Source organism: Candidatus Avelusimicrobium fimicolum (assembly GCF_021632165.1).
Classification (GTDB): Bacteria; Elusimicrobiota; Elusimicrobia; order Elusimicrobiales; family Elusimicrobiaceae; genus Avelusimicrobium; species Avelusimicrobium fimicola.
Map to the genome: position 1 here is coordinate 24,947 of NZ_JAJWTS010000002.1, position 25,558 is coordinate 50,504.

General features: G+C 47.9%; 21 protein-coding genes and 1 tRNA gene. 13 read left to right on the forward strand and 9 right to left on the reverse strand.

From position 1 onward, the window contains the following. The first annotated feature begins 83 nt into the window (after window positions 1-83). From rbfA to ribF, 4 genes are read left to right on the forward strand one after another with little or no spacing between them, the layout of a single operon-like run. Entirely contained in the window at window positions 84-443 is a 360-nt protein-coding gene (rbfA, locus tag ACQY2K_RS01440; RefSeq protein WP_177747187.1) for a 30S ribosome-binding factor RbfA, read from the forward strand. Further along, entirely contained in the window at window positions 433-1,428 is a 996-nt protein-coding gene (locus ACQY2K_RS01445; protein ID WP_428040468.1) for a DHH family phosphoesterase, read from the forward strand. The genes rbfA and ACQY2K_RS01445 overlap by 11 nt, the downstream gene beginning before the upstream one ends. Next, on the forward strand, window positions 1,406-2,122 hold the full coding sequence (gene truB / locus ACQY2K_RS01450) for a tRNA pseudouridine(55) synthase TruB (protein WP_428040469.1): 717 nt from the start codon (window positions 1,406-1,408) through the stop codon (window positions 2,120-2,122). Before ACQY2K_RS01445 ends, truB begins: the two co-directional genes overlap by 23 nt. Next, window positions 2,119-3,018, forward strand: a complete 900-nt coding sequence (gene ribF, locus ACQY2K_RS01455) for a riboflavin biosynthesis protein RibF (protein ID WP_428040470.1) — start codon at window positions 2,119-2,121, stop codon at window positions 3,016-3,018. Before truB ends, ribF begins: the two co-directional genes overlap by 4 nt. Window positions 3,019-3,082: 64 nt before the next feature. Here the strand turns inward: ribF and ACQY2K_RS01460 are convergent, their stop codons facing one another. From ACQY2K_RS01460 to ACQY2K_RS01475, 4 genes are all read right to left on the reverse strand, one after another. Then, the gene (locus ACQY2K_RS01460; RefSeq protein ID WP_177747199.1) at window positions 3,083-3,358 is read right to left on the reverse strand and encodes a hypothetical protein; all 276 of its coding nucleotides are present in this window, start codon (window positions 3,356-3,358) and stop codon (window positions 3,083-3,085) included. Window positions 3,359-3,394: 36 nt separating this feature from the next. After that, window positions 3,395-4,180 carry a hypothetical protein gene (locus ACQY2K_RS01465; RefSeq protein ID WP_428040471.1) on the reverse strand — a complete coding sequence of 262 codons (786 nt, stop codon included), beginning with the start codon at window positions 4,178-4,180 and terminating at the stop codon, window positions 3,395-3,397. A gap of 124 nt (window positions 4,181-4,304) precedes the next feature. Continuing rightward, a tRNA-Met gene (locus ACQY2K_RS01470) sits at window positions 4,305-4,378 on the reverse strand. Between the two features lie 76 nt (window positions 4,379-4,454). Continuing rightward, entirely contained in the window at window positions 4,455-5,051 is a 597-nt protein-coding gene (locus tag ACQY2K_RS01475) for a tetratricopeptide repeat protein (protein WP_177747205.1), read from the reverse strand. A 219-nt stretch (window positions 5,052-5,270) separates the two neighbouring features. Between ACQY2K_RS01475 and ACQY2K_RS01480 the strand changes: the two genes are divergently transcribed. Genes ACQY2K_RS01480 through ACQY2K_RS01490 form a run of 3 tightly spaced genes read left to right on the forward strand, consistent with a single transcriptional unit; the run spans window position 5,271 to window position 7,582 of the window. Then, window positions 5,271-6,032: a glycosyltransferase family 2 protein gene (locus ACQY2K_RS01480; protein ID WP_428037355.1), complete on the forward strand. Its 762-nt coding sequence runs from the start codon at window positions 5,271-5,273 to the stop codon at window positions 6,030-6,032. Next, window positions 6,029-6,820: a polysaccharide deacetylase family protein gene (locus tag ACQY2K_RS01485; RefSeq protein ID WP_428040472.1), complete on the forward strand. Its 792-nt coding sequence runs from the start codon at window positions 6,029-6,031 to the stop codon at window positions 6,818-6,820. The genes ACQY2K_RS01480 and ACQY2K_RS01485 overlap by 4 nt, the downstream gene beginning before the upstream one ends. A gap of 3 nt (window positions 6,821-6,823) precedes the next feature. Beyond that, window positions 6,824-7,582: a polysaccharide deacetylase family protein gene (locus tag ACQY2K_RS01490; RefSeq protein WP_428040473.1), complete on the forward strand. Its 759-nt coding sequence runs from the start codon at window positions 6,824-6,826 to the stop codon at window positions 7,580-7,582. Window positions 7,583-7,764: 182 nt separating this feature from the next. Here ACQY2K_RS01490 and lpxK read toward each other — a convergent pair whose 3' ends face one another. Then, window positions 7,765-8,871: a tetraacyldisaccharide 4'-kinase gene (gene lpxK, locus ACQY2K_RS01495; RefSeq protein ID WP_177747217.1), complete on the reverse strand. Its 1,107-nt coding sequence runs from the start codon at window positions 8,869-8,871 to the stop codon at window positions 7,765-7,767. Window positions 8,872-8,971: 100 nt separating this feature from the next. On the opposite strand from lpxK, the gene ACQY2K_RS01500 reads away from it, so the two are divergent. The 6 genes from ACQY2K_RS01500 (at window position 8,972) to ACQY2K_RS01525 (ending at window position 14,979) form a co-directional block, all read left to right on the forward strand. Continuing rightward, complete coding sequence (locus ACQY2K_RS01500) at window positions 8,972-9,916, forward strand: lysophospholipid acyltransferase family protein (protein WP_428040474.1); 945 nt, start codon at window positions 8,972-8,974, stop codon at window positions 9,914-9,916. Beyond that, window positions 9,913-10,479 (forward strand): D-glycero-alpha-D-manno-heptose-1,7-bisphosphate 7-phosphatase, encoded by a 567-nt coding sequence (locus tag ACQY2K_RS01505; RefSeq protein ID WP_428040475.1) that lies wholly within the window; start codon window positions 9,913-9,915, stop codon window positions 10,477-10,479. The genes ACQY2K_RS01500 and ACQY2K_RS01505 overlap by 4 nt, the downstream gene beginning before the upstream one ends. Beyond that, a complete protein-coding gene (locus tag ACQY2K_RS01510) occupies window positions 10,469-11,548 on the forward strand; it encodes a DUF3108 domain-containing protein (RefSeq protein WP_428040476.1) in 1,080 nt (359 codons plus the stop codon). Before ACQY2K_RS01505 ends, ACQY2K_RS01510 begins: the two co-directional genes overlap by 11 nt. 32 nt (window positions 11,549-11,580) lie before the next feature. Beyond that, window positions 11,581-12,570 (forward strand): D-glycero-beta-D-manno-heptose-7-phosphate kinase, encoded by a 990-nt coding sequence (gene rfaE1, locus ACQY2K_RS01515; protein ID WP_428040477.1) that lies wholly within the window; start codon window positions 11,581-11,583, stop codon window positions 12,568-12,570. After that, on the forward strand, window positions 12,567-13,307 hold the full coding sequence (gene kdsB, locus ACQY2K_RS01520; protein WP_177747232.1) for a 3-deoxy-manno-octulosonate cytidylyltransferase: 741 nt from the start codon (window positions 12,567-12,569) through the stop codon (window positions 13,305-13,307). Before rfaE1 ends, kdsB begins: the two co-directional genes overlap by 4 nt. A gap of 76 nt (window positions 13,308-13,383) precedes the next feature. Further along, window positions 13,384-14,979, forward strand: coding sequence for a CTP synthase (locus ACQY2K_RS01525; protein WP_177747235.1), 1,596 nt, complete (start codon window positions 13,384-13,386; stop codon window positions 14,977-14,979). 72 nt (window positions 14,980-15,051) lie between these two features. On the opposite strand, the gene pbpC is transcribed toward ACQY2K_RS01525, so the two are convergent. From pbpC to ACQY2K_RS01545, 4 genes are all read right to left on the reverse strand, one after another. Beyond that, the gene (pbpC, locus tag ACQY2K_RS01530) at window positions 15,052-17,160 is read right to left on the reverse strand and encodes a penicillin-binding protein 1C (RefSeq protein WP_428040478.1); all 2,109 of its coding nucleotides are present in this window, start codon (window positions 17,158-17,160) and stop codon (window positions 15,052-15,054) included. Beyond that, a complete protein-coding gene (locus tag ACQY2K_RS01535) occupies window positions 17,160-22,820 on the reverse strand; it encodes an alpha-2-macroglobulin family protein (RefSeq protein ID WP_428040479.1) in 5,661 nt (1,886 codons plus the stop codon). The genes pbpC and ACQY2K_RS01535 overlap by 1 nt, the downstream gene beginning before the upstream one ends. A 129-nt stretch (window positions 22,821-22,949) precedes the next feature. After that, complete coding sequence (locus ACQY2K_RS01540) at window positions 22,950-24,503, reverse strand: L-aspartate oxidase (protein WP_428040480.1); 1,554 nt, start codon at window positions 24,501-24,503, stop codon at window positions 22,950-22,952. Window positions 24,504-24,935: 432 nt separating this feature from the next. Beyond that, complete coding sequence (locus ACQY2K_RS01545; RefSeq protein WP_428040481.1) at window positions 24,936-25,448, reverse strand: prepilin-type N-terminal cleavage/methylation domain-containing protein; 513 nt, start codon at window positions 25,446-25,448, stop codon at window positions 24,936-24,938. Between the last annotated feature and the right edge of the window lie 110 nt (window positions 25,449-25,558).

Consider the following 25,558-nt stretch of genomic DNA (forward strand, 5'->3'; position numbering starts at 1 on the left):
CGCTACTTAAATAGTTTAGATATATTTTAACACAATTTCAAGTATTTTCTTTCCCCGAAAAGCAAAATGCTATAATAGAATATATGATAGACAGAATTAAACGCTTGGAAACCCTTTTTTTAGAAGAGATTAACACTCTCATTACCAAAATGGCCGCCAACGGCGATTTTGGCGGCTTTGTAACCATTACGGCGGTGCGCCTGTCCAAAGATTTGGCGAACGCCAAGGTTTATTTTTCCGTCTTTGGCAGCCCCGAGGACAGAAGAAAAACACAAGACGCGCTTTCTCTGCTGCGCAAGGAAATCGGCGCCGATTTGCGCGGACGCCTGCACTTAAAACGTATTCCTTCCTTTACGTTTGAATATGACGACACACCGGAAAAAGCATCCCGCGTGGAAGCCATTTTTCAGGTAATTGAAAAGGAAAAAGAAAATGGAAAATAGAGAAGCGAGTTTAGAGCAAATTTGGCAAGCCGTGCGCAACGGAAAGAAATTTTTTATCGCGGGTCATTTAAACCCTGATGGAGATTCCTTGGGCAGCACGCTTACAATGACCTCGCTTTTGGAACGATTAGGCAAAGAGGTGTATGCCTACTGCGCGCCTGCTATCGGCAACGATTTAAAATTTCTGCCGGGCTTAAATAAAATTCACGTCGGCGTTCTGCCGGACCAGCCCGACTTTGACACCGTCATTTTGTTGGAGTGTTCCGACCGCAAGCGCGGCGGCGATTTGGAAAGTGTACTCAGCCAAGCCAAAACGCTAATTAACATTGACCACCATTTGGTGAGCGACGATTACGGCGACCTCAACCATATTGATTCCGTGGCCTCCTCCACTGCCGAAATTATTTTTCAATTTTTTGAAGCCTCCGGAGAAGAAAATTTACTCCCCACCCCCGACGAAGCCACCTGTCTCTATACAGGTCTTGTTACCGACACGGGGCGGTTTGTCCACTCCAACACCACCGCCGAAGCCCTGCGTGTGGGGTCTGCCTTGGTGGCCTTGGGGGCGGATGTAAACCAAATTAACCAGGTAATTTACTTTACCAAATCTTATATTGAATTGAAACTTTTGGGCCGCGCGCTGGAAAAAATGGAAATGCGTTTTGATAATAAATACAGCCAAATTATTCTAACGCACCACGATTTTGAAGCCTTTGGGGCCACACCCGCCCAAACGCAGGGGATTGTCAGCCAACCGACAATGATTCCCGGTGTAGAGGTATCGGCACTGATTAAAGAGGAGCCGGATAAAGTATCTGTTAATTTGCGTTCCCGAGGAAGTGTAGATGTAAGCCGTATTGCCCAAACTTTTGGCGGAGGCGGCCACGCGCGCGCCTCAGGCTTTAAAGTTACGGGCAAGAGTGTAGCGCAAGTAGCCGATGACCTGGCCGAAGTGGTATTAGATGTCGTTAAAAAACTTGCCTGAACCGCAAAAAAGCGGACTCCTTTTAATAGATAAACCGGCGGATTTTTCTTCGCACGATATTATTGCTATATCCCGCCGGATTTTAAAAACAAAAAAAATCGGCCATAGCGGTACGCTGGACCCAATGGCGACGGGTCTTTTGATTTTACTTATCGGCCGGGAGGCCACCAAACGGCAAACAGCCTTTTTGACCCTTTCCAAAACGTACAGCGCCGTCTTAAAACTGGGTACAGAAACCGATACGTGGGATGCACACGGAAGCGCGGTAAATCAAATGCCCGTTCCGCCGGTTACCCAAACGCAGGTGGAACAAGCCGCGCAAAACTTGTCCGGCCTTATCCGCCAGCCGATTCCGTTTTTTAGTGCCAAAAAAATTGGCGGCGAGCATATGTACGACCTTGCCCGAAAAGGTAAAGAAATGGAAAGGCGTTATAACGAAGTTACCGTAGAGTGGCGCAAAATACAACTTACAAAACCGGATGAAATTGAATTTACCGTGCATTGTTCGTGCGGCACTTATGTACGCTCGTTAGGTTTTTTACTTGCGCAAGCATTGGACACGACCGGGCATTTAACCGCATTAAGAAGGCTTGAAATCGGTCCGTACAGCGTCCAAAATGCCTTTGACGGCAACTTGTTAAAGGGGTGTGCTTCGGACACTCTCTATGCGTGTGTGGAGTCCGTAAACGTATGAAACGCAAAAATTTTATCACTATCGGCACTTTTGACGGGGTTCATACAGGACACCGCCACTTGTTTGCCCGGTTGGAAACTTTGTCGGCCGGAGCCCTGTTAAAGCCGTTGGCTTTATATTTTCCGCTCCCCCCCAAAACATTGCTTTCCGAGCACCCGGAAATGAGCGTTTTGACACTTCCGCAAGAAAAAAAACAATTACTAAAAAGTATAGGTTTATCAGCGCAGCCGCTTGATTTTGAAAACTGCCGGGAAACGCCCGCGCAAGATTTTTTTCAACAAACATTACTTGAAAAGCACCAAATGGGCGGGCTGCTTGTCGGGCCGGATTTTGCCTTTGGGAAAAACAGGCAAGGCGGAGTTGAGTTCTTGCGTGCGGAGTGTGCCAAATATAAAATTCCTTTTTCGGTGGCAGATTTTTACCGCGCAGGCGGAGAGAAAATATCTTCCTCGCTTATCCGCAAAGTCTTGGCACAAGGCAATATTACGCTGGCCAATACGCTATTGGGCCGGCCGTACGAACTTTCCGGCACCGTAGTAAAAGGACACAAATTGGGCCGCAAATTGGGTTTTCCCACCGCCAATTTGGATACGGGAATTTACAAAATTCTACCATTAGGGGTTTTTGCCGTAAAAGTGCGCGTAGGACGAAAAATCTACGATGGCTTTTGCAATATCGGCTTCCGTCCGACCGTAAACACCCTGCATACTGTTTTGCCGCTGGTAGAGGTAAATATTTTTGATTTCCGCCAAAGTATTTACGGCCGGAAAATTACCATTTGGTTTGCAGACAAACTGCGCGAGGAAACCAAGTTCAACGGGTTAGAGGCTTTGGTCCGCCAATTAAAGCAGGACCGCGAAGAAGCACGACAGAAGTTACAAGGATTTTTGGTGTAAATCACTCCATTAAAAAACCCCGCGCTTGGCGGGGTTTTTTATATTTAACTAAAAGCATTTAACTTTATTCGGCATCTTCTTCGTTGTAATTGCGTACAAACAAAACAATGTAAGCCAGCCAGGTAGCCCCGAAGAAAATAAAAAAGCAATACGAAAACCACCACAACTTATTAAGCGGGTTGTAATCCGTAAGCAAAGACTCCCACAACAAAGAGCCCAAAATCACCGCCAAATACCCCCACACGCACAAGGCCAGGAGTTTTAACAACGAATCAAATGTGCCGATAATAAAACCCTTTTCGGCATACGGTTTTTTTAAATAAGAAATAATCGCTTGCATAAGACTATTTTATTCTCCCTTTATCAAATTGTCAAGTTATTGCTGCATGGCCGGGTCGGTTGCGTTATAGCCAAAGCCTTGGTCCGAGGCTAACGACGGATCAGTAAACCCGGCGGGGGCGGCACCCTCTGCACTGTATGCGGGTGTGGCGGCATTAAGATCCGCCTCAAAATCGTTAGCGGGAGCGGTAGCCGTTTGCGTGGAATACGTTTCCGGCTCATAATTAGGATTATACGCTTCCGGCGCATTATTCCCCTGCTGGTAAGCCTGTGCCAACTCGTCCGGCTCCGGCTGCTGCACAACTTCTTTCATATAGCGTTTAGCCTTGGTTTGGCGCGCCAAAAGGCCGGCCTTGGTTTCGTTTGCCAAGGTTACTTTTTGCTCCGCACTCATTGTTCTGGCCGGTTTTTCCTGTGCGGATTTGGCTTTTTGTTCCGCTTGCAAAAGCGCCTGTTTTTTCTGCGCTTCTTCCAGCGCGATTTTTTCCTGCTCGCTTAATGTATCGTTTGTAAAAGAAGGGAATTTGGATGTATCTACATAATTCTGCGAGACAGCCACGCCGTCCTTATCAAAATAAACCTGCTTGCGCTGTTTTTCATCAGCGGCGGCCTCATTTGTCGGGGCGGCAGAGGAAACACCATAATATACCACTTCCGGCCCGGGGGCGACAGGGGCGGCCTTTTCGGGCGTTAAGCAATATTCCACGCGCTGTCGGGTGGAAGCGTCTTGGTGCGCGTCCACGCGGGTTTCACAAGTGGAGGCGCAAACCGCCGGCAAAGCGGCGCTAAAAAGCACAAAAAAAGAAGCGAAGGTTTTCTTCATATTTATCTCCGTACTTTTATGATAGTACATTTTGGGGCATTTTGCACGAAAATCGGGCAGATACACCCCTGCAAACATAACACCCACAAAAAACGCCCTCTGCTAATGCAAAGGGCGTAAAAAATGTCACCGGGTGGGCTCGAACCACCGACCTAGCGCTTATGAAACGCTCGCTCTAACCAACTGAGCTACGGTGACGTAAATCTCGTATATTTATTATAACAAAACAAACACCGCTTGCGCAAACTTTTTCATTTTTCCGTCGGAGAAATATTTAATCAACCATTGAATAAATATTCAACTTTTCGGGAATTTTGGCTGTTTTGGCGGTGTTAAAATCTTTTTCCGCCAGGTCCGTTTTGCCCATTTTCATATACACAGCCCCGCGCGCATTATATACTTCCGCCGCCGGGTGTAAATTGATTACAGAGGTATAATCCCGCACCGCATCTTCGTAGCGGTCCAGCATAAAGTTCACACCGCCGCGGCTAAAAAATATTTCCACCTTGTCCGGCTTTAAACTGGAAGCCAAATTCAGCACGCTTAAAGCATTTTCAAAATCGCCTTTGGCCGCCAAAGTGCTGGCATATGCGGTATAAGCATCCACCTGATAAGGGTTATCTTGCAACACACGCAGGAAATCGGCCTCTGCCAAATCGTATTCACCTAAAAAGAAATATACCGCCCCGCGCGAAGCATATCCCTCCAAGTTATCCGGGTTTAATTTAAGGGCTTTGGTATAAGATTGGACAGCCTTACCCGCGTGCCCGTCTTTAAAGTATCCGTCTCCGCGGAGCAAGTATTCGCTAGACGTGGGCAGCGTGGTGCAAGCAGCCAACAGAAACGGGAGCAGACAAACCATTTTTTTCATATAAGCCTCCTGTATTTTCAAAATTATAGCACATTGGACCTATTTTTTTCTAGGTACTTATTTTTAAAAAAATAGGTCCAAAGACCCTGTTTTTAATTCTGCCTGAAATTGTAATCTATTAATATAACAACCAATTTACTTTTCATCCAAACCGCAGTAGTCCCAAACCCTGCTACTGCGGTTCCCCTTTTTATATAAGGCAAATGGTATAATAAGAATATGAAAAAGTCTAGAATTTCCCTTTTTATTATTGCTAAAAACGAAGAATCAAAAATTGCAAAATGCATTTTAAGCACACGCGGTCTGGTGAGCGAAGTGATTGTCGTTAATTCCTTTTCCAAGGATAAAACCGCCCTCGTCTGCCGAGAATTGGGCGCACAGGTTTATAACCGCGCATTTGACGGATTTACCTCGCAAAAAAATTATGCGCTTTCCAAGGTAACGGGCGACTGGGCCTTAAACCTGGATGCGGACGAAACACTTTCGCCCGAATTAAAAGAGGAAATCGCCCAGGCCGTCAAAAATCCGGCCTTCTCGGGATATGATATTCCCTTTTGCAACTACTTTCTGGGCAAAAAAATGCGGTTTAGCGGCCTAAATAAAGAAAAACACCTGCGGCTGGTTAAAACCAAACGCGCCAAATATGTGGGCGGATTGGTCCACGAAGGGCTGGACGTAAAGGGTAAAATCGGCCGTTTGAAGCACTCTATCAACCACTACTCCTACGATACTATTGAAACTTATTTCCGCAAATTCAACCGCTACACTACACTGGCGGCGGAACAAATGTACAAAAACGGAAAACGCTTTTCGCTTATCAAAGTAGCATTTACCTTGCCGTTTGAATTTTTCAAGCGCTACATCTTAAAATTAGGTATATTGGACGGCATACGCGGGTTGCTTTGGGCCGCCTTTTCCACTTTTTATGTACTGGTAAAAAATGCCAAACTTTGGCAATTACAGGAGCAAAAAGAAAAATGACCGTATATTTGCTGGCTTTACTGGTTTTAATAGTGTTTTTGTTTTGGCGTTTCCCGCTGCTGCGTAAAACGTGGTATCTGCCCCCCCGAAAGGGCTTTGTTGCCCTAATGTATCATCACGTCGGCGTACTTGACGACCCGGCGGAGGAGCAATACCCGTTTACAATGCGCCCGGAAATGTTGGAGCGGCAGATTTTGTTCTTAAAGTCGCGCGGATATACATTAGTATCGTTAGAGGATGTACAAACGGCCTATCAAGCGGGAAAATCTCTTATTGAAAAACCTGTTATGTTTACATTTGATGACGGTTACGAAGACAATTACACCACGCTTTTCCCACTCTTAAAAAAATACAATGTGCCCGCACTGATTTTTTTAATTACCGATTATATTGAAAAACGCCCCGGCTATTTGACGTGGGCACAAATTGATGAAATGCAAAAAAGCGGACTTGTAACCTTTGGTTCCCATACTTGTTCGCACCGCCGGCTGCGCAGTTTGCCTGACGAGGAAATTTGGCAGGAACTCACGCAAAGCAAACAAATTTTAGAAGAAAAACTGGGTCGCCCGGTTACGGCTTTATGTTATCCGTACGGGGCTGGCGGTTTTGACAAGCGGGTCCGCCCGCAGGTGTTTAAGGCCGGATATTTGTTTGATTTCAGCACCAAAAAGGGCATAAATCCCTGGCCGTGGCGCAAAAAAACCACCTTGCGCCGGGCCTTCCCGCGCGGAGGCGAAACAATGTTTGATTTTTACTTGCAAATCACCCGCGGGGAAAGCCGCTTATAATCTATGCTTTACCTTGCGCTCGGCGTTGTCCTTTTGTCGGGAATTTTAATTACTTTGGTCTGCCGCCGCAAACCGGGGGCGTTGCTCGTTTTGGCCTACGAAAAAATTGGCACCGCGCCTAAAAATTCCCCCTTAAAAAAAGAGTGGACAACCGTCAATCAATTTAAAAAAACGCTTTTATGGCTCCGCGCGCACGGGTTTACTCCAATAAACGCAGGAAGATTGACCGCATCAGCCACCAGGCCCTCCAAACCTGTTTTATTGGTATTTATGGGCGGGTACAAATCTTTTCTAACCGATATTTTCCCCTTATTGCAAGACTCCAAAACACCGGCCACATTGTTTTTGCCTACAAATGCCATCGGTACCTATAACAAATGGCAAGACCCGCGCCAAGAACCTTGGCAAAATTTACTGACGGAAAAAGATTTAAAAATGCTTGCTAAAAGCGGGCTTATTTCCTTTGGCGCGCTTGCATTAAACGGGGAGGATTTATCTGTTTTGCCTGCTGACGAGGCCGCTTATCTGGCACAGGAAAGCACCTACCGCCTGCATACGCAACTGGGATTAAAGACCGATGCTTTTGCTTTTTACCCTTTCCGAAAAAAAATAGGAAACATATCGGAAATTGCCCCCAAAAACTTGCCTGTTTTTGTAGATACCCCAGCCGCCAATTCTCTAACGGAAAAGGCTACATTTCATGTATTTTTCCCCCAAAAGGCCCCTTGGAAAACATCTTGGAATTTGTTTACCCGCAGATAACTGGTTACTTAAAAGCAATAGCAAAACAGGCTTGCAACATTAGTGCGGCAGAGAACTCCCTTCTCATACAGAACAAAGAAATTTACATCCACAAAATGCCCAAAATACCTCTCCATTAGAAAATAAAAAAGGACAGCGCCCGGTATAAAGCCCTGTCCTTATCGTGCCCAAACAGGCTGAAATTAACGGCGGTTCTTTAATTGCGAGAAGTTAGGATAAAGCATATCCGTAAATTTATCCATTTCGCCTTGTCCGCCGCGGATTTTCAAATTAACCGACAGCACATAAACATCTTTGGTTAAAATTTCGCGCCAATTATCGGGAAATTTAACAAAATCTTTAAATGTAGTAACCAGCGGCAAATTGCCGCGCGTTTCCTCAAAAGTCCGCAAATTTTCCTCGGTGTAAAATTGGTGGTCCGGAAAACGCCACTTTTGTTTGAGTTCCAATCCCAATTTTTCAAGCGTATTTTCAAAACTTTCCGGGTGCCCAAGAGCGCAGAAACAAGCCGCCGGACCCTTAATCATACTCAAATCCACTTTTTTGCTTTGGCAAATGTCAAAATAATATTCAGGAGAGTGGACACTTTCCAAAATTTCCACTGTATCGTTATACAGGCGGATTTCGTCCTTTACGTCCTCCAACTGGCGCGGGGAAACCAAATCACAATGCGTGAGCACTATCAAATTGGCCCGTTTGAGCGCAGTTAAAGGCTCGCGCAAAACACCATAGGGTAACAGTTGCTTGTTTCCAAAAGGATTTTTGGCATCCACCAAAATAATATTTGCATCGCGTTCCAAGCGGTGATGTTGCAGTCCGTCGTCTAACAGAATGATTTGGCTTTTAAAGCGGCGCAGGGCCTCTTTGGCACCCTCGGCCCGGTCGGGACAAATGACAATCGGCACCTTGTACTGGGCCAATACGCGGCTCATCATAAAGGGTTCATCTCCCGCCATACGCCAATCGGCGTCCGGGTTGTCAAACAGCACCAGGGGTCCTTCGGCCTTTTGTTGGCGTTTATAACCGCGCGACACTATCGCCACGCGAACCCCCTCTTTGGCAAGGGCCGTAGCCGCCAGCAAAACAGCCGTCGTTTTACCTGTTCCGCCCGCAGTAATATTGCCAATGCACACCACGCGGGAATTGACCGATTGAGCCGTTTTCCAACCGCTTTCATACATTGTGCGGTGGAACCACGCACCCATACCGTATAATTTGGAGGCACTCCACAACAATCCACGCCCCAAGGCATTATCTTGCAAATTTTCTTTTAATTCTTCTAAATTCATAAACTCCCCTAAAAAAACAAACTTTTAGATATTTTAGCATTTATCAAGCACTTACAAAACCGGGCGGGAAAAGGAGCCAAAATTAGTATAATGTGTATATATGGCAAATACCCGTTTTCAAAAGACTCCGCTGCATTATATCCAATACCTCGCGCTCAAATGGTTTTGCGTACTGTTTGGGCTGTTACCTTACAAAACCGCCGTTTGGCTGGGCAGAAAGGCCACGGGCGCGGTGCGCTTTGTAATGAAAAAACGCTTTAACCGCTCCGTCTATGATATAAGACGTGCGTTCCCTAAAATGACGGAAGAAGAGGCCCAGGCCACCGCACTGGAATCTTGGCGCAATATGGGCGGAATTTTGGCTGAATTTATTAAACTGACCCAAATGACCCCGGAAGAGTTTAAAAAGCATAGCCGCATTATCGGGGCAGAAAAAATGCTCAATGCCCAAAACGTAACGGGCGGCATTATCCACATTGGGCACTTTACTAACTGGGAAGCCTTTGGCCTCGCCGGGGCCGTCTATGGGGTGGACAAGGCCGTTTTGGCCCAGCGCGTGGATAACCCCTATGTAGATGAGGAAACCAACCGTCTGCGCAATATCTTTACGGGCCGCACTTTTTACAGCAACAACGAGGATAAACCCTTCTTTTCCTGTATGCGGTGGCTGAAAAAGAAGAAAATGCTCGGCATTTTAATTGACCAAAATGCAGGGTCTAGCGAAGTATGGGTGCCCTTTATGGGGCGCATAGCGGCGTTTTCGCCAATTACCGCCTTGCTGGCTATTAAAATGCAGGTGCCTGTTTTTCCGGTGCGCGTGTGGAGAGAAAAAGACGGGACCATTGTGTCCGAAGTAATGGATGCCGTTTATCCCCCCAAAGAATTTAGTATGGAAAATGTCCGCAAATTTACCAAAATTCTGGTTGGTTATTACGAAGATTGGCTGAAAGATAACCCCGGCTCTTGGCTGTGGGCGCATAACCGCTGGAAACGCGAAGCCGAGGGAGAAGCATATTTGAAAGCACACCCGGAGGAACGTGTATGAGCGGAAAAATTAAAGCCGTTTTTATGGATAGGGACGGAACGCTCATCCACGAAAAACCCGGCACCTATTTAAGCGACCCAGCCAAAGTCCGCCCCTACAAAAGTACGGCTCCGGCACTTGCCCTTTTAAAAGAACACGGTTTTAAACTTTTTATCGTTTCTAACCAATCGGGTATCGGGCGCGGATACTTTACCGAAAAAGAAGTAAACAAAGTTCACGCACGGCTTTTAGACTTGTTAAAGCCTGCTAAAATAGAGGAAATCGTTTTCTGCCCGCACGCTCCGACCGAAACGTGCGATTGCCGCAAACCCAAGCCCCAATTGGGCCTTTACCTTATAAAAAAATATAACATTGATACGGCCCGTTCTTATATGATTGGCGACAAAAAGGCTGATGTGGAATTTGGGCACAACATTGGGGTAAAGTCTGTTCTGGTTACTACGGCAAACGGCAAAAACCACTTAAAAAAATATCCCAATCTAAAACCCCAAAAAACAGCCTCCAATCTTTTAAATGCCGCCCGTTTTATTGTGGCGGACGACGGAGCGGCTAATGGCAAATAAATGCCTGTGTGCCCTATTTTCGGCCGCTCTTTTGCTGTGTGCTTGCGCGCATAAGCAGGCGGAGTCCATCGCACAAAAGGTTATTTCCGCCCCACTGATTGAGGAACACGCACCCACCGAAAATTCCCAAAAAATCATCTCCGCTCCCGCCAAACAAAAGAAAACCACTTTATCTGCGGAAAAACTGCCGCAACAACCGCCCGCTCCGCAAACCGAAAAGGCGCCTGAAATCACACCCGAAAACCGCGTGGAACAGGCGCGCAAGGCCCAAATGCTCTCCGCACCTACACCGGATAAAATATCCTTTGAGGACGAGGAGTTAATTTCCTTGGCGGGCCGGCGGTTAAGCCCGCTTGCCTACAATGCTGTTTCGCCCGAAAAAACCGCTGCCGCTTGGAGCGGGGAAGAATTAAAATACGGCCTTTACTATTCGTTTATCAAGGCCGGCACCGCCTATATCAAAAACCGTGGCGTTACTACTGCCAACGGACGAAAGGCATACCTCATCCAAACGACCGCTTTTTCCGCCTCTGTTATAGATGCGTTTTTTAAAGTGCGCGACGTAAATTATTCCTGGATAGATGCCGAGAATTTTTATTCGCTCGGTTACACGCAAAGCGTGCGCGAAGGCAACTACAAACGCGACGAGTGGCTGACCTTTGACTACGATAGTAAAGTTTATTATGGTGAAGTGCAAAAAAAAGAAGCCCCGCGCGTACTTTCCGGCCCGCTTTCCGAGCGGGTGTTGGATATGTTGTCCTCTCTCTATTTCGTCCGCGCACAAAAACTGACAAAAGGGCAAGACATCATTTTTGACATTATCAACCGCGAAAAACAATACCCCCTTATCGTAAAAGTATTAGGCAAGGAAACGGTAAAGACCGCGGCAGGCAAATTTGACTGTATTGTAGTAGAACCGCAATTTAGGGGCGAAGGAATCTTTGTCAGCAAGGGCAAAAGTTTAAAGGTCTGGCTGACGGACGACGAATATAAAATGCCCGTTAAAATGAAAACGGAAGTCTTTATCGGCAGCGTATCCGCCGAACTACTGGAATACAAACGCAATTAAAGATATAATGGATAAATACAAAGGAGCGTCTAATGACAACTGTACAAACCAAACGCTTAAAAGAAATTTTAAATCATTTTGAAGGACAAGAAATCATCGTGGTAGGCGATATTATGCTGGACCACTTTATCAAGGGCACCGTCAGCCGCATTTCGCCGGAAGCACCTGTGCCGGTAGTAGATGTAAAAAAGGAATTTTTTGTAGCCGGCGGTGCGGGCAACGTAGCCGTCAACTTGGCGGCCTTGGGGGCGAATCCCGTACTGGTATCCGTCGTGGGGCAGGACCTGGGCGGTGAAATGTTAAAGGGCTTTTTACGCGATAAAAAAGTAAACATTTACGGCGTAACCGAGGACCCCGACCGCCCGACCACGCAAAAAATCCGCGTAATGGCAGAGCAGCAGCAAATCGTCCGCTTTGACCGCGAAAGCAAAAAGACTATTTCCCCCTCCATATCCGCCCAATGTATGAAAAGTTTTGAACTGGCCATCAAAACGGCCAAAGGGGTTATCTTGTCCGACTATGGCAAAGGAATGCTGTCGGACCATAATATCCAAACTATTGTGGATATGTGCCACAAACATAAAATTCCGGTGTGCGTGGACCCCAAAATTGATAATTTTAAAAAGTATAAAAATATTACCTGTATGACCCCCAACACCAAGGAAGCCTGGGAAGGTGCAGGCGACTCCCCCAAACAAGGCGAGGAAGCCATTGTAAAACTGGGCAACAAAATATTAAAGATGTTGGACGCCGATTCTATTTTAATCACCCGCAGTGCAGACGGTATGAGTTTGTTTGAAAAGGGTAATGAAAAACCCATTACTATTAAAGCCACCGCGCGCGAAGTGTACGATGTTACAGGTGCGGGCGATACGGTTATTTCTGTTTTTACATTGGCATTAGCCGCCGGGGCAAAACTGTCCGAAGCGGCGGTATTGGCCAACTACGCGGCGGGAATTGTGGTGGAAAAATCCGGCACAGCCACCGCTACGCGTGAGGAAATTGAAGGAGTTTTAAAATGAGTGATGTATTAATCGCTATTCCGGCGCGTTACGGTTCGTCCCGTCTGCCGGGCAAAATGCTTAAATTATTAGCCGGGAAGCCGGTTATCCAGCACGTTTACGAAGCGTGCGTGAAAGCCAACGTGGGCGACGTAATTATCGCCACGGAATCGCCTCTGGTGGTGGAAGCCGTAGCCAAATTCGGCGCAAAGGCCGTTTTGACCAGCGACCAATGCCAAAGCGGCACCGACCGCATTTACGAGGCCGCCCAAAACCGCCCCGAAAAATTTATTATTAACGTGCAGGGAGATGAACCCTTTATCAAGGCCGAAACGGTTTTTGCAGTAGCGGAACTGTTAAAAACGGACCCGGCCTGCGATATTTCCACCGCCGTTACGGCTACATTAGACGAAGATAAAATCAATAACCCCAACTGCGTGAAAGCCGTCATCGCCAAGGACGGCCGCGCGTTGTATTTTTCGCGCTCGCGCGTGCCGTACAAACGGGAACTGACCGAAGAAAACAAAAAGGCTCCCTATTGGCAGCATTGCGGCATTTACGGCTACCGGCGCGAAGCCTTAAAACGCTTTGTGGAACTGCCGATGAGCCCGCTGGAACAGTTGGAAAGATTGGAACAACTGCGCGCCTTGGAAGACGGTATGACCATTAAGTGCGCGGTTATCGGCTCCGCCGGCCCGGCCATTGACACGGCGCAAGACCTGGAAGATGCCGAAAAGTATTTTAAAGAACATAAATAACAGGACTCCCGCCTCCCGGCGGGAGTTTTTCTGTAAATAGCAGCCTTTTTATTTTTATTCAAGGAGTCGTTTTATTATGTCTAAATTTATTATTATCACCGGCGGTGTGGTTAGTTCGCTGGGCAAAGGAATTTCCGGCGCAAGCATTGGCAAACTTTTGCAGTTAAACGGCCTCACCGTCAATATGATTAAGTGCGACCCGTATATTAACGTGGACCCGGGCACGATGAGCCCCTATCAACACGGCGAAGTTTTTGTAACTACGGACGGGGCGGAAGCGGACCTGGATTTAGGCCACTACGAACGCTTTTTGGACGTAAATATGACCCGTGCCAACACCAACACCGCAGGCAGTATTTACCAAACCGTTATTGATAAGGAACGCCGCGGCGAATATTTGGGCGCCACCGTACAGGTTATCCCGCACATTACCAACGAAATCAAACGACGCTTTACCGCGTTTGAAAACGAGTGCGACGTATCCATTATTGAAATCGGCGGCACCGTAGGTGATATTGAATCGTTGCCGTTCTTGGAAGCCGCCCGCCAACTGCGCTTGGAAAAGGGGCCGCAAAACGTGATTTGTGTACACGTTACGCTTATCCCGTATATTGCCGTAGCGCAGGAACTCAAAACCAAACCCACGCAGCACTCCGTCAATAAACTGCGCGAGGTGGGCATTGAACCCAGTATGCTCATTTGCCGCACGGAAAAACCGTTAAGCCAACATTTAAAAGAAAAATTATCCCTTTTTTGCAGTGTTCCCGCGCAGGCTGTTATTGAATGCGCCGATGCAAAATCTATTTACCACGTGCCGGAAATGTTCTACAAGCAGGCCGTGGATAAGCAAATTATTTCGCTGTTGGGCTTAAAACCCACCCAAGAAATTGACCCCAAATGGTTTGAGTTTTTTGATAAGGCACTTAATCCCAGCAAGTCTGTCAAAATCGCTATTGCGGGCAAATATGCCGAGTTCCAAGAGGCATACAAGTCCGTACACGAGGCCTTAAAACACGCCGGAATGAACAACGACGCAAAGGTGGAAGTTACTTACATCAATACCGAAAAAGACAACCTGGAAGAAAAATTAAAAACCGTGGACGGTATCTTGATTCCGGGCGGATTTGGCGGACGCGGCATTGAGGGCAAAATAGCCACTGTCAAATATGCGCGCGAACACAAAATACCGTTGCTGGGGATTTGTCTGGGGATGCAATGCGTGGTGATAGAAGCCGCGCGCAACCTTTGCGGTCTGCACGATGCCAATTCCACCGAATTTGACCCCACCACACAAGACCCGGTGGTAGATTTAACCCCTCAACAAAAAAATGTGGTTTACAAGGGCGGAACAATGCGTTTGGGTAATTACACCGCGGACTTGAAAGAAGGCTCCTTGGCACGCCGTTTATATGGCAAAGACCGCATTGTGGAACGCCACCGCCACCGCTACGAATTTAATCCCGCTTATGTAAAGCAGTTGGCTGATGCGGGTTTAACCGTGTCCGGTTGGCACGAAGGGGTGTTACCCGAAATTGTGGAACGCCAAGACCACCCGTATTTTATCGCGGGGCAGTTCCACCCGGAATTTGGCTCCCGCCCCTTGCGCCCGCATCCACTGTTTGACGGGCTTATTAAAGCCAGTTTAAAAAACAAAGAAAATAAAAATAAATAACAGTAGCATAAAAAACACCCCTTGGAACAAGCCAAGGGGTGTTTTTTATGATCATAAATTGCTTTGCATCACTTATGGCAATACTTCAAAGGTAAGGCTGTCCGTTTCGCCGTGGCACGAAACGGATAAGGTATGCTTGCCCACTTTTAGGGGCCACCAGTTTTGGCAGGCCGAACCCGCCTGAATATGTCCGTCCAACGTCCAGGTGCATTTATCCGCGGCACAAACGGCCTGCCACTTGACGGCTTGGGAAGCGAGCGGAACGGACGGGTCTATTTTAAAAATATCCTTATCTGCGGGAAAGGTGATTTTAAGAGTTTGCAAAACAACTTTATGTTTACCCGGACAAACACCCGGCAAATGAGCCGCATCAAATACCCCTTCTTGCGTATGCGGACAATTTTCTCCGGCTAATAACCCGCTATCCAAACACGTCGGGGCGCGTACAATTCCGTCGGGTACCGGGAACGGTTCCGCCGGATATTTTTCTTGCAGATAGACGGCCAAATCGTGCAAAATCGGAGCGGCCCCGGTAATGCCGGAAACCTTCTGCATAGAGGTAGCATTAAAATTACCCACCCAAACACCTACCGTCCAACGGGCCGTATAACCAACGGCAAAATTATCTTTATAATCTTTGGAAGTACCCGTTTTTGCCGCAAACGGGAAAGGCAAAAACAGGGGCGAATTAAGCCCAAACGCGGGAGCGCGGGCATTGTTATCCGCCAAGATATCCGTAAGCAAATAGGCCGTCTGCGGGGTAAACAAACGCGCTTCTCGGCCCGGGGCGCGGATAATCGGGTTGGCGGCAAACAAAACAGGTTTATACACGCCGCCGCGCGCAAGCGAAGCATAGGCATTTGTCAAATCCAGCAGGCGCACCTCGCCATTTCCAAGAGATAAACCCAAGCCGTAAAAATCAGCGGCCTTATTTAAAGATTCAAACCCCGCCCGGCGCAAAAGAGCCAGTAAATTAGATGTGCCGGAGATTTCCGCCGCCTTAACCGCCGGGATATTGTACGAACACGCCAACGCGCGGCGCACGGAAACCAGGCCGTGATAGTTTTCGTCATAATTGCGGGGTCTAAATCCCCCCTCAAAAAAAGTGTCCTCATCAGCCAGTAAACTAGCCGGGGTAAGGTTTCCGCGCTCCAAAGCCAACCCATACACAAATGGTTTTAAGGCCGAGCCGGGTTGGCGAAACGCACGCGCGCCGTCCACCTGACCGCTGTTTTGGGTGTTGTAAAAATCAGCAGACCCCACATATGCCAACACGGCCCCGGTAGCATTTTCCAATACCACCACCGCTCCGTTTGTTACATTTTGCTCCGTCAAACGCACGATATAATTTTTCACCACCTGTTCGGCATACAACTGCAAGTCGCGGTCCAAGGTTGAGAAAATATCTTTTGATTCTTGCGGCAGCAAAGGCTGCAACAACTGTGTAAAGTGCGGGGCATCAAACGGACGGGCGGCAGAGCGAAGTTCTAGTTTTTCACTTACGGCCAGCGCATACATTTCTTCATCAATAAACCCGTTATCCAACATTTTTTTCAGCACCCAATCACGCCGTTTGAGCGCGCGGGCAAAATGTTTAAGCGGATTATAATATGTGGGCGACTTGGCAAGCCCCGCCAAAAAAGCCGCCTGTGATAAGGATAAATCGGCCGCTTGTGTATTAAAATAAAAGCGGCTGGCGGCTTCCACCCCTTGTGTTAAATTGCCCAATTCCAAAAGGTTAAAATATTCCTCTAAAATTTCCTCTTTTGTCATTTTGCGCTCTATTTTCAGCGCACTAAATGCTTCGCGCGTTTTGCCCCACAAGGTTTTGGGATACGGCTCCACCGCGCGCGCCAGTTGTTGGGTAATGGTGGACGCGCCGGAAACAATTTCCCCCTCTTTGGTGTTTTGCCACGCGGCACGCAAAACAGCCCGGATATCCACTCCGGCGTGCGTAAAAAAACGCTTATCCTCTGCGGCCACGGCGGCGGCTATCAGCCAAGGCGACACTTCGTTTAACGAAACAGGCAAATAATAAGTGTTATTTTTAGATAAAAAGCCGCGTATGGGGGCGCCATAGCGGTCATAAATTTGTTTAGACGGCAACAAAAATGCTTCTTCCCCGCCCGCCAGGCAAGGAAGAAGCAATAAACTTAAAAGAAGCGTCCAACGCTTTTTCATTATTTAATAATAAGCGTTCCGGTTGCGTTTCGGCCAAAAACAGCCGGCTCATACATTTGGCTGGCCCACAAGCAAGGATAAGCAAATGTACCCGGAACGGAAGCAGACACCAAATAAGAATAGGTGTGCGTGCCGGCGGGCAAGTAATCGGCAAAGGCGGCCAAACGGTCATCATATTTTTCGCTCCGCGTAAAGCCGTTATAATAGTCGCCGTTGTCCTCGGCTAATACAGCACCCTGCGCGGCGGATTCGGTCGCCAGCGAGGTATTTACAATTTCAAACCCGGCCGGGATAAAATCCTCCACTACCACAAAGTTGCGTGCAGTAGCATTTTTAACCGTCAAAGTAATTTTATAGCGTTCGCCCGCCACAATTTCACTTACGGGTTTGCCGTCCAAGGTGGTAATCGCGCGGGAAACCGCAAAGCCGCCGTCCACGGGTTTATCATAGCGGCGCGGCTCATATACCTGCCCCAGCGTATAATACAGCGTTCCGTTTCCTGCTTTGGCAAAGGTCAAACGGGCCTCGCCCTTATTGCCATAAACTCCGGCAAACGGAACCGCCGCCGTTTTACTTTCCATACTGCGGCCCTTAAAGGCGTTCTGCAACAAAGTTTTTCCGGCTATTTTAACAGAGGCCAAAAAATCAGGTTCCGCGCCCTCTTGGGTTTGGTAATAAGTATTTAATGCACTAAACACCGCGGCATTTACGCTTGTGTTATTCCAATGGCCCTCGGCATTTAACTGCGTAATCAGCCAATGCGCCGTTTGGAACGCTTGCTCAAACGGATATTGCGCGTATAACAGCGCATCCAACGCAAGAGCCGTTCCTTTTGTATTGTTCATATGCAGCCACGGCATTTCCTGCGGCACATCAAAATAGGCCGACTCCGGCGTAAAGACCACGCGGTTTAACAAACGCTGGGCTATGGCGTTTTTAATGGCTTGGGAACGGCCGGAGGCCTGCGCGGCTTTTAACAAATAAGCCTGCGCGGGAAGCGGCAGAGAGTCCGCCTTGGCGTAGAGCGTATTAAAAGCACTTTGTACGTTTTTACCATACAACGCCAACACATATACGGCATAGGCGCGGGCGGTGTCGGTTTCCAAAGCAGAATACTTATACGCACGGGCCGTCTTGCCGTTAAAGGCGCTTTCCAGCCACGCGGCAGCCTTATTTAAGGTTTTGCCCGGCACCCGATAGCCGGCCTGTTTGGCCAAATAGGCTACTTCCAACGTATAAGCCGTTACATACGGGTCAGGTAAAGCGTTTTTCCAGTAGCCAAAACCGCCGGAAGCATATTGGTATTCAGGCAGTACGTCCAAAATTTCCTGCACCTGCTTTTTATATTGCGCGGTATCGCCCAATTTAAAATCTTCCACCAATTTCGCCCCCGAAATAACAGGCAGCGCCTTGGACATTTTTTGCTCCAAGCAATCATACGGATATGTGAGCAAATAGACCATAGACCCTTTTAAGTTTAAAAGTGCCGTAGAAGCAAGCGAAAGGGTGATTTGGTTATTTGCCGATTCATTTAAGTTTCCGGGCTTGTCTAACAGTTCCTCTTGTGCATCTTTCGTAGCCGCATAGACGGAAAGAGTCTGCATTTTTTCCACCGGGGACACCGTCAATTTAGAAAGCACGCCGTCCTGCGCTCTTCCTCCCTTTACGCTAAACGCTACCCGCGCTTCGCCGTTTTCCGTGGCTTCGCACGCCCAAGTTACCTCTTGCGCTTTACCCAAGGGGACCACTACGGTTTTGGTTTCCGGGCCGGACAAAGTTACAGTCCCTTCGGCGCGGGCGGTTACGGACAATTCGCCCTTTTTATTTTCGTAATTATATACCACCACCCCGCACGAAAATTTATCCCCTTTGCGCGCAAAACGCGGCAAGTTGGACGTTACCATAACGGGTTTAGATACTTGGATAGATGTTTCTGCCGAGCCAAACTCGTCCGCCGTCAGGGCTACCGCCATTATGCGGAATTTGGTTAAGTTGTCAGGCAGTTTAAATTTCACTTCTGCGCGGCCCTTTTTATCGGTGTTTACAACCGCCTTAAAATAGGGCGTAAACACAAAGTTTGTGCGCAAATCTACCCCGCCTAATTTACTGTCGGCATAACCCGCACCGCCGCCTCCGCGGTTTTCGCCTTTTTCGCCGAAGTTACGCTGTCCCACCACATACACGCGGTTATCCATTGTAAATACAGATACCGGGCGAGAGCCATAATACTTACCAAACAAATCCGGCGTTTGGTAATTCGTCAGGGCCAAAACGCCTTCGTCAACCACCATAACGGCTATTTCCGCCGGAGTATTTTTCCGGTGCGGTTTGGCGGTCAGTTTGAGCGTTACTTCTTCGCCCGGCTGGTAGCGGGTTTTGTTAGTTTTTATAACAGGTGTAATTTTTTTGGAATCCGGCAGAACCGTCAAATTAACATATCCCACCTTACCTTGCGGTTTTCCCAAATCAAGGCCTTTGCCGTTTACAGGGTCCGCACTGCGTCCGCGCACCAAGGTTATGCCGACATATACGTTAGGCAGATAGGAAGGCTTTACCGGCACTTCCACATAATCCGCCCCGCCCTTGACCGGCGTAATCCACGCATCCAAAATTCCCTCTCGCTCCACCGTTACTAATGCCAACGCATTGTCATACGGAGATTCTACGGCAATACGGGCCGTTTTACCCGGTTTATAAGAATTTTTATCTTGTTTTAAAACTAACAGGTCATCATCTGTTTTTTTCCAGTAGGCCTGCCCCTGCCCATAGACCATTATGTTAAATCCGCCCAATACGGTGCGGCCGGAGGAGTCCTTGCTCGTAAGCGTTACAAAATAATTTCCGGCTTCTGTCGGTTTAAAAGACAATCGCCCGCCGTCTGTGCCAACCTGAACGGTTTGGCTGGGCAAATTGGTTACCCGCTTTTCGCTTACCCACTCCAAGCGGCCCGCCAGCCCGGCCTTGCGCACGCTGAACCATTGTTCCTTGCGGATATCCGCCGTAACAATCGCCGACGTCCGCACACCATTAGGCGTTACCGCCACCAAATCAGCCTGCACCGTATCGCCCAGTTCCACACGGTCCGTTATCAGTTTGGCCCCCAAGTAAAAAGCGGCCGGATGTACCAAAACATCCGTACGGGCAAATAGATTCTGCCGCGCGGGCGACTGCACGTCCAGTTCAGCATATACGGTTACCGGGAAATCCACCTTTGGCAACCGTGCGGAAAAGGATAAGGCCCCTTTATCGTCCAAATTACCGCCGGAATCTAATAAGAGTTTACCGTCCTCTTTGTATTCGTCTTCGCGCAGAAAATACGGGGTGAACGTGTAACCGTCAAAGCCCTTCGGCTCAAACCAGGCGCGCATCCGGCGCAAATTCCAGTTAGCCTTGGCTCCCGCCAACGGAGAGCCAAAATTATATTGGGCAGAAGCCGAAAAATGGGCCGTATCACCCGAGAAATAATCCTCCCGTTCCGGGCGGAGATTTACTTTAAAATCAGCCTGTTTAACGGCCTCCACCTGAAAATTATAATACGCACCGGAAATATCCGTTTGCCCCTTTATCTGCGGAGTAAAAGAAATATCCCAAGAACCCGTATAGGCCGTTTTGGGAATATCAAATTTCAGGTCAAAAGTTCCCATTTGGGAAGAAATAGTAACATCTTTATTTAATACTTCCTCTCCGCGCGCATCACTAATGCGTACCTTGCCGCGCACTGCGGGCGAAAGGCTCCACGCACCGCCCTTTAACTGGCGGACCACCCCTTTTAAATATACGCTTTCTCCGGGGCGATAAATACCGCGGTCTGTAAACAAGACCGAGCGTAATTCATCCCGCTGGGGATTATAATCGTAATTTAAATTAAAGCGCCACGGCTCCAATCCGTCGTTCCAAGCAGTGCTGACAACCGCATCGCCGCCGGCACTGGACACAAACGCATAGACCACGGGTTGCCCCCACTCGGCAGTAACGTCCAAATTCTTCCAACCGGGAGCGCGGACAAGGCCGTCCTGGTCGGTACTGCCCGTCCACAATATTTTATTGTCTTTGCCGCGCAACTCCACCGCCAAATTGGGCATCGGCTCGCCCGTTTGGAGCGAGGTAGCCCAAAGCAAAATATTTTCAGGCGAGGTCTTTAAGGTTACGCCCACATCCGTAATGTTATCGGTAGATGATACCCAACAGCCGTCCTTACGGTTTTTGTCTTGCACTTTTACTTGGCTGAAAACAATACTGTCCTTGGCCGTTGGGTTAAATTTATTTAAATCAATAAAGGTTTTAACGGTGCGGTCCTTTACGTCTTTAAAGGTATAAGTGCCGTCAAAAGTGGCTGACGTAAGCGGCTTTTTGGCACAGTAACCCGCAGAAGCCGTATCAAACGGAATAAAATTTTCTTTGTTAAAGCGCGCCCCGCGCACAGGCAAAGAAGGCGTATTCATCAAATCAATGGGCAAGCGCGGGCTTAAATAACTTTCCAACACGCCAAGCCCACCCGAAAAATCCGTCGCCGGGCAATAACCGGAATTTGTGATTTGAAAGATTTTATCTTCCCCTAAGGCATTGCCATAAATATCGCGCAGATTTTTACTCAAAGTTACGGTAACGGTTTGTCCGGGGGTTAAGTTTAAAAACATAAACGGAGTGCGGAAATACGCTTGTCCCGTTTTGCTATCCACCACATCATACCCCAATGCATCTCCCTCCTGCTCGGAAAGTTTGCGCACGGCAGAAGCAGGCTCCACGGTGGCGGCAGCAGCCATTTCTTTCAAGCGGACCGGGGTGGAAAAATCAACCGTCGGCATATAGGGCAGACAGCCGTCATTAACTTGGTTTAAAACCGTTAAATTAGGATAGGTATAAAAAGAAGTGTTATAATCTTTTTCCATCCCCTGCGTGCCCGTGGGCGCGGGCAGGCCCGCCTTTAACGTAAGGGTATAATGCGTTCCCTTTTCCAAGGAGGACAACGGGCTGATAACCGCAATATTTTGTTTGTTATAGTAAGAAAAATCTTTATCGTATTCCAACTGGCTAATCGGGCGGACAATCAGCGGGACGGTTTTGGTAACGTCGGGGCGTTTGGCGGAGGATAAACCCAAACGCTGGCTGAAAGTAGCCTCGGCCGGGGCCGTATAAGAAAGTTGGACATAGTTGGAAAGTTCTTCCATTTTCACCGGACGGGTAAACACTACATATAGAGTAGGATTTAAACTAATCCAATGTTCGTTGTTGCGGGGTTGGACAAAGTTTACTTCGGGCACCGGTGTAGTAAAGCGGAAGATATAATTTTGCGCCAGACTCTTGCCGCTAACAGCCGATTTAAAACCCGCCGGAACTGTTACGCTGTAAGCAGTGGCTTCGGGCCAGTTTTCAGCCGGTTCAAAAAGCACCGTTTGTGTGCCGCTGTAACGGCAGGAGCCTTTAATTGCGGGAGAAATAATAAGCGGGCAGGCAGCCGAAGAGAACTCCGTTTTTTCCCCCAGCGCGGCAACAGGTTGGTTAAACGATACCGAAACAGGATAACGCCCCCCTGCATACAGTTTTCCTTTGGGGCTGGCAGACAAAATTTTTAAGGCCGGGGCCGCCGCAAAAGCGGGCAAAAGAGTTTGCACAACTAGCGCACCTACCAAAAGCGCGCGCAAAATAAAACGATTCTTCATAGAAAATAATCCTCCTTACTATCTTTGTATTGTACCATTAAAAACTTATCTATTGCACGCACCTTTTAGACATAACAACCGGGCCAAGGAGTCTCTCCTTGGCCCGGTTGTTTGGATAACAGAATAGACTTACTTTTTTTCGTCCGACAAATAATGACACCCCGCCGAGTGGCGGTTTTTTAAGGCAGCATAGGTAATCAGCAGAGCCGTCTGCGTGCCGTTGCGCAAGTCCAACAGTTCCTGGCACAAGGCATTGCCCTTGTAAAAGGAATCAATTTCGTTATGCAGGTGGCGCAAAATCTTTTCAGCCCGGCCCAAGTGTTTGCGGCTGCGGATAAGCCCCACATAGTTCCACATTGTATTGCGAAGCGTAGCCAAATCCTGCTTTACCAAGTTAAGGTCCGGTTTTTCCGCAGGAACAACCCAGTCCTTTGGCACTGGAATATGGAAAGACTGCGTTTTGATGTCTTCCGCGTCCGCGTGCGCGCACAAATATCCCATTGCTACGGCTTCCAATAAAGAGGTGCTTGCCAAGCGGTTGGCCCCGTGGTAACCCGTACAAGCCGTTTCGCCGATTGCATTTAAGTTAGCAATATTGGTTCTCCCTGCGGGTGTAGCATATACGCCGCCGCAGAAATAGTGCGCCGCAGGAACCACCGGCACAGGAACCCTGGTCATATCGTAACCGCCTTCCAAACATTTTTTGTAAATAGCCGGGAAGCGTTCTTTGGTTTCCTCCGCCGGATTGGCGGTAATATCCAAATATACGCAATCGTGCGAGGTTTCCAACCGTTCCTCTTCAATAGCGCGGGCCACAATATCGCGCGGAGCCAAATCTTTCAGCGGGTGATATTTAGGCATAAAGGCTTCGCCCTTACAGTTGCGCAAAACAGCCCCTTCCCCGCGCAACGCTTCGGACAAAAGAAAACTTTTACCCTTGGCAAACACCGTGGGGTGAAATTGCAAAAACTCCATATTCATCACACGCGCACCCACGCGGTAGGCCATTGCAATACCGTGCCCGTAGGCGTGTTCGGCATTGGTGGTGTGCAAATACACCTGCCCCACCCCGCCCGTAGCCAACACGGTTTTTTTAGCGGTAATAGCATACACTTCGCCCGTCTTGTTATCCAACACATACGCACCGAAAACGGTCAGCGGGTAATAGCGGTCCATCGGGTCAGGCGAACTGTGGGAGAGCGTTAATAAATCAATCGCAGAAGTAAACTCCTTCACCGTAATAAGCGGGTTTTGGCGCACAGATGCCTGAATAGCGGCCAAGAGGGCGTGCCCTGTGGTGTCTTTGGAGTAAATAATACGGTTTTTGCGGTGTGCACCCTCACGCGTAAAACGTAAGTGATGTTGGGAATCACGGTCAAAGGGAACGGATAAATCTGTTAAAAAGACTTCTTCTATGGCTTTGCAACCCGCGGCGGAGAGTTCCTTTACCGCTTGCTCGTTGCACATACCGGCGGTGGCCATTTTCACGTCGGCTAAGAGGTCATCCATATTCAAATGGGGCTCATATACAATGCCCCCCTGTGCTAAATCGCTGTTGGCTTGGAGCATTTCCCCGCAGCAAAGCAGCGTAGTTTTAAGGCCTTTTTTGGCGGCCTCGTGCGCATAAACGCACCCGGCAATACCGGCGCCGATAACCAAACAATCGGTAGAAAGTGTTTTCATATATATATTATATAATAGTGAAGGGTAAATTTGCCTATAAAAACTTGCATAATGTTTTTATATTTGTTAGTATATATACCCCTATTTTACAACCGTTGCAAAAATTTGTATAATTTTAGTGTAGTAAAGATAAGAAGGATTCTCCTTATCGTAATATTTTTAAGGGAGAAAGTAATGAATAAGTTGCTTGAAAAAATGGCGGATGCCCTCGTAAAAGTGGGCGAAAACGTCAGCGGCGCGCATTATATGATTGCCAAGAAATAAGGCAAGCGCGCTGGGGGTAAAAGTACCCCATAAAGCAGTTTGAAGCCAGCCAAGTTGTTCGCTGGCGGACAGGGGAAGAAAATTCTTCCGCCTGTCCAAAACGGCTAAATCAGATTTTCATTTTAAAAAACCCCGCACTTGGCGGGGTTTTTTATTAGGTAAATAATTTTACGGCTTGTAATATAATGAACCGACCGCAGAAGTATAACCCATACTCTTACAAAAATCTTTACCCGCGGTAACTTTACTGCCAAAAGGGGCACAGGCTTCGCTTTTTCGTGCGGAACTAAAACTGGGAAGCCAACGCAAATAATATAATTGGCGCGTAGTCCCTTTCATATGATACGCATAGACGCTCCCGGAATTACTAACTATAACCTCAAAATATTTCGTACGCACACAATAATCGCTCTTGGTGGCACAGTCCTTGGCATTGGCCAGGGAAATATCTAAATATGCTATTTTGGGATATTTGCGCGCGCTTGACGCTAAATCCGTATTTTCGTAATAATAGCGGTTCACGGCCTCCTGCACCGCCGCGCCGGCAGCCAGCCCTTCGGAAAACCGACTGCGCTCAATCGCTTTTTGGTACGAGCCAAACCCGATACCGGCCAAAATGCCGATAATAATCACTACTGCCATTAGTTCGGTAAGTGTAAAACCGTGTTTTGTAAGTTTCATAAAACCTCTTAAAAATAAAAATGCTACTAATTATTATAACCTTTTTTGAGCCGTTCACAAGGGTTAATATTGAAAATCCCCCCAAAAACCGATATACTAACAAGGTAAAG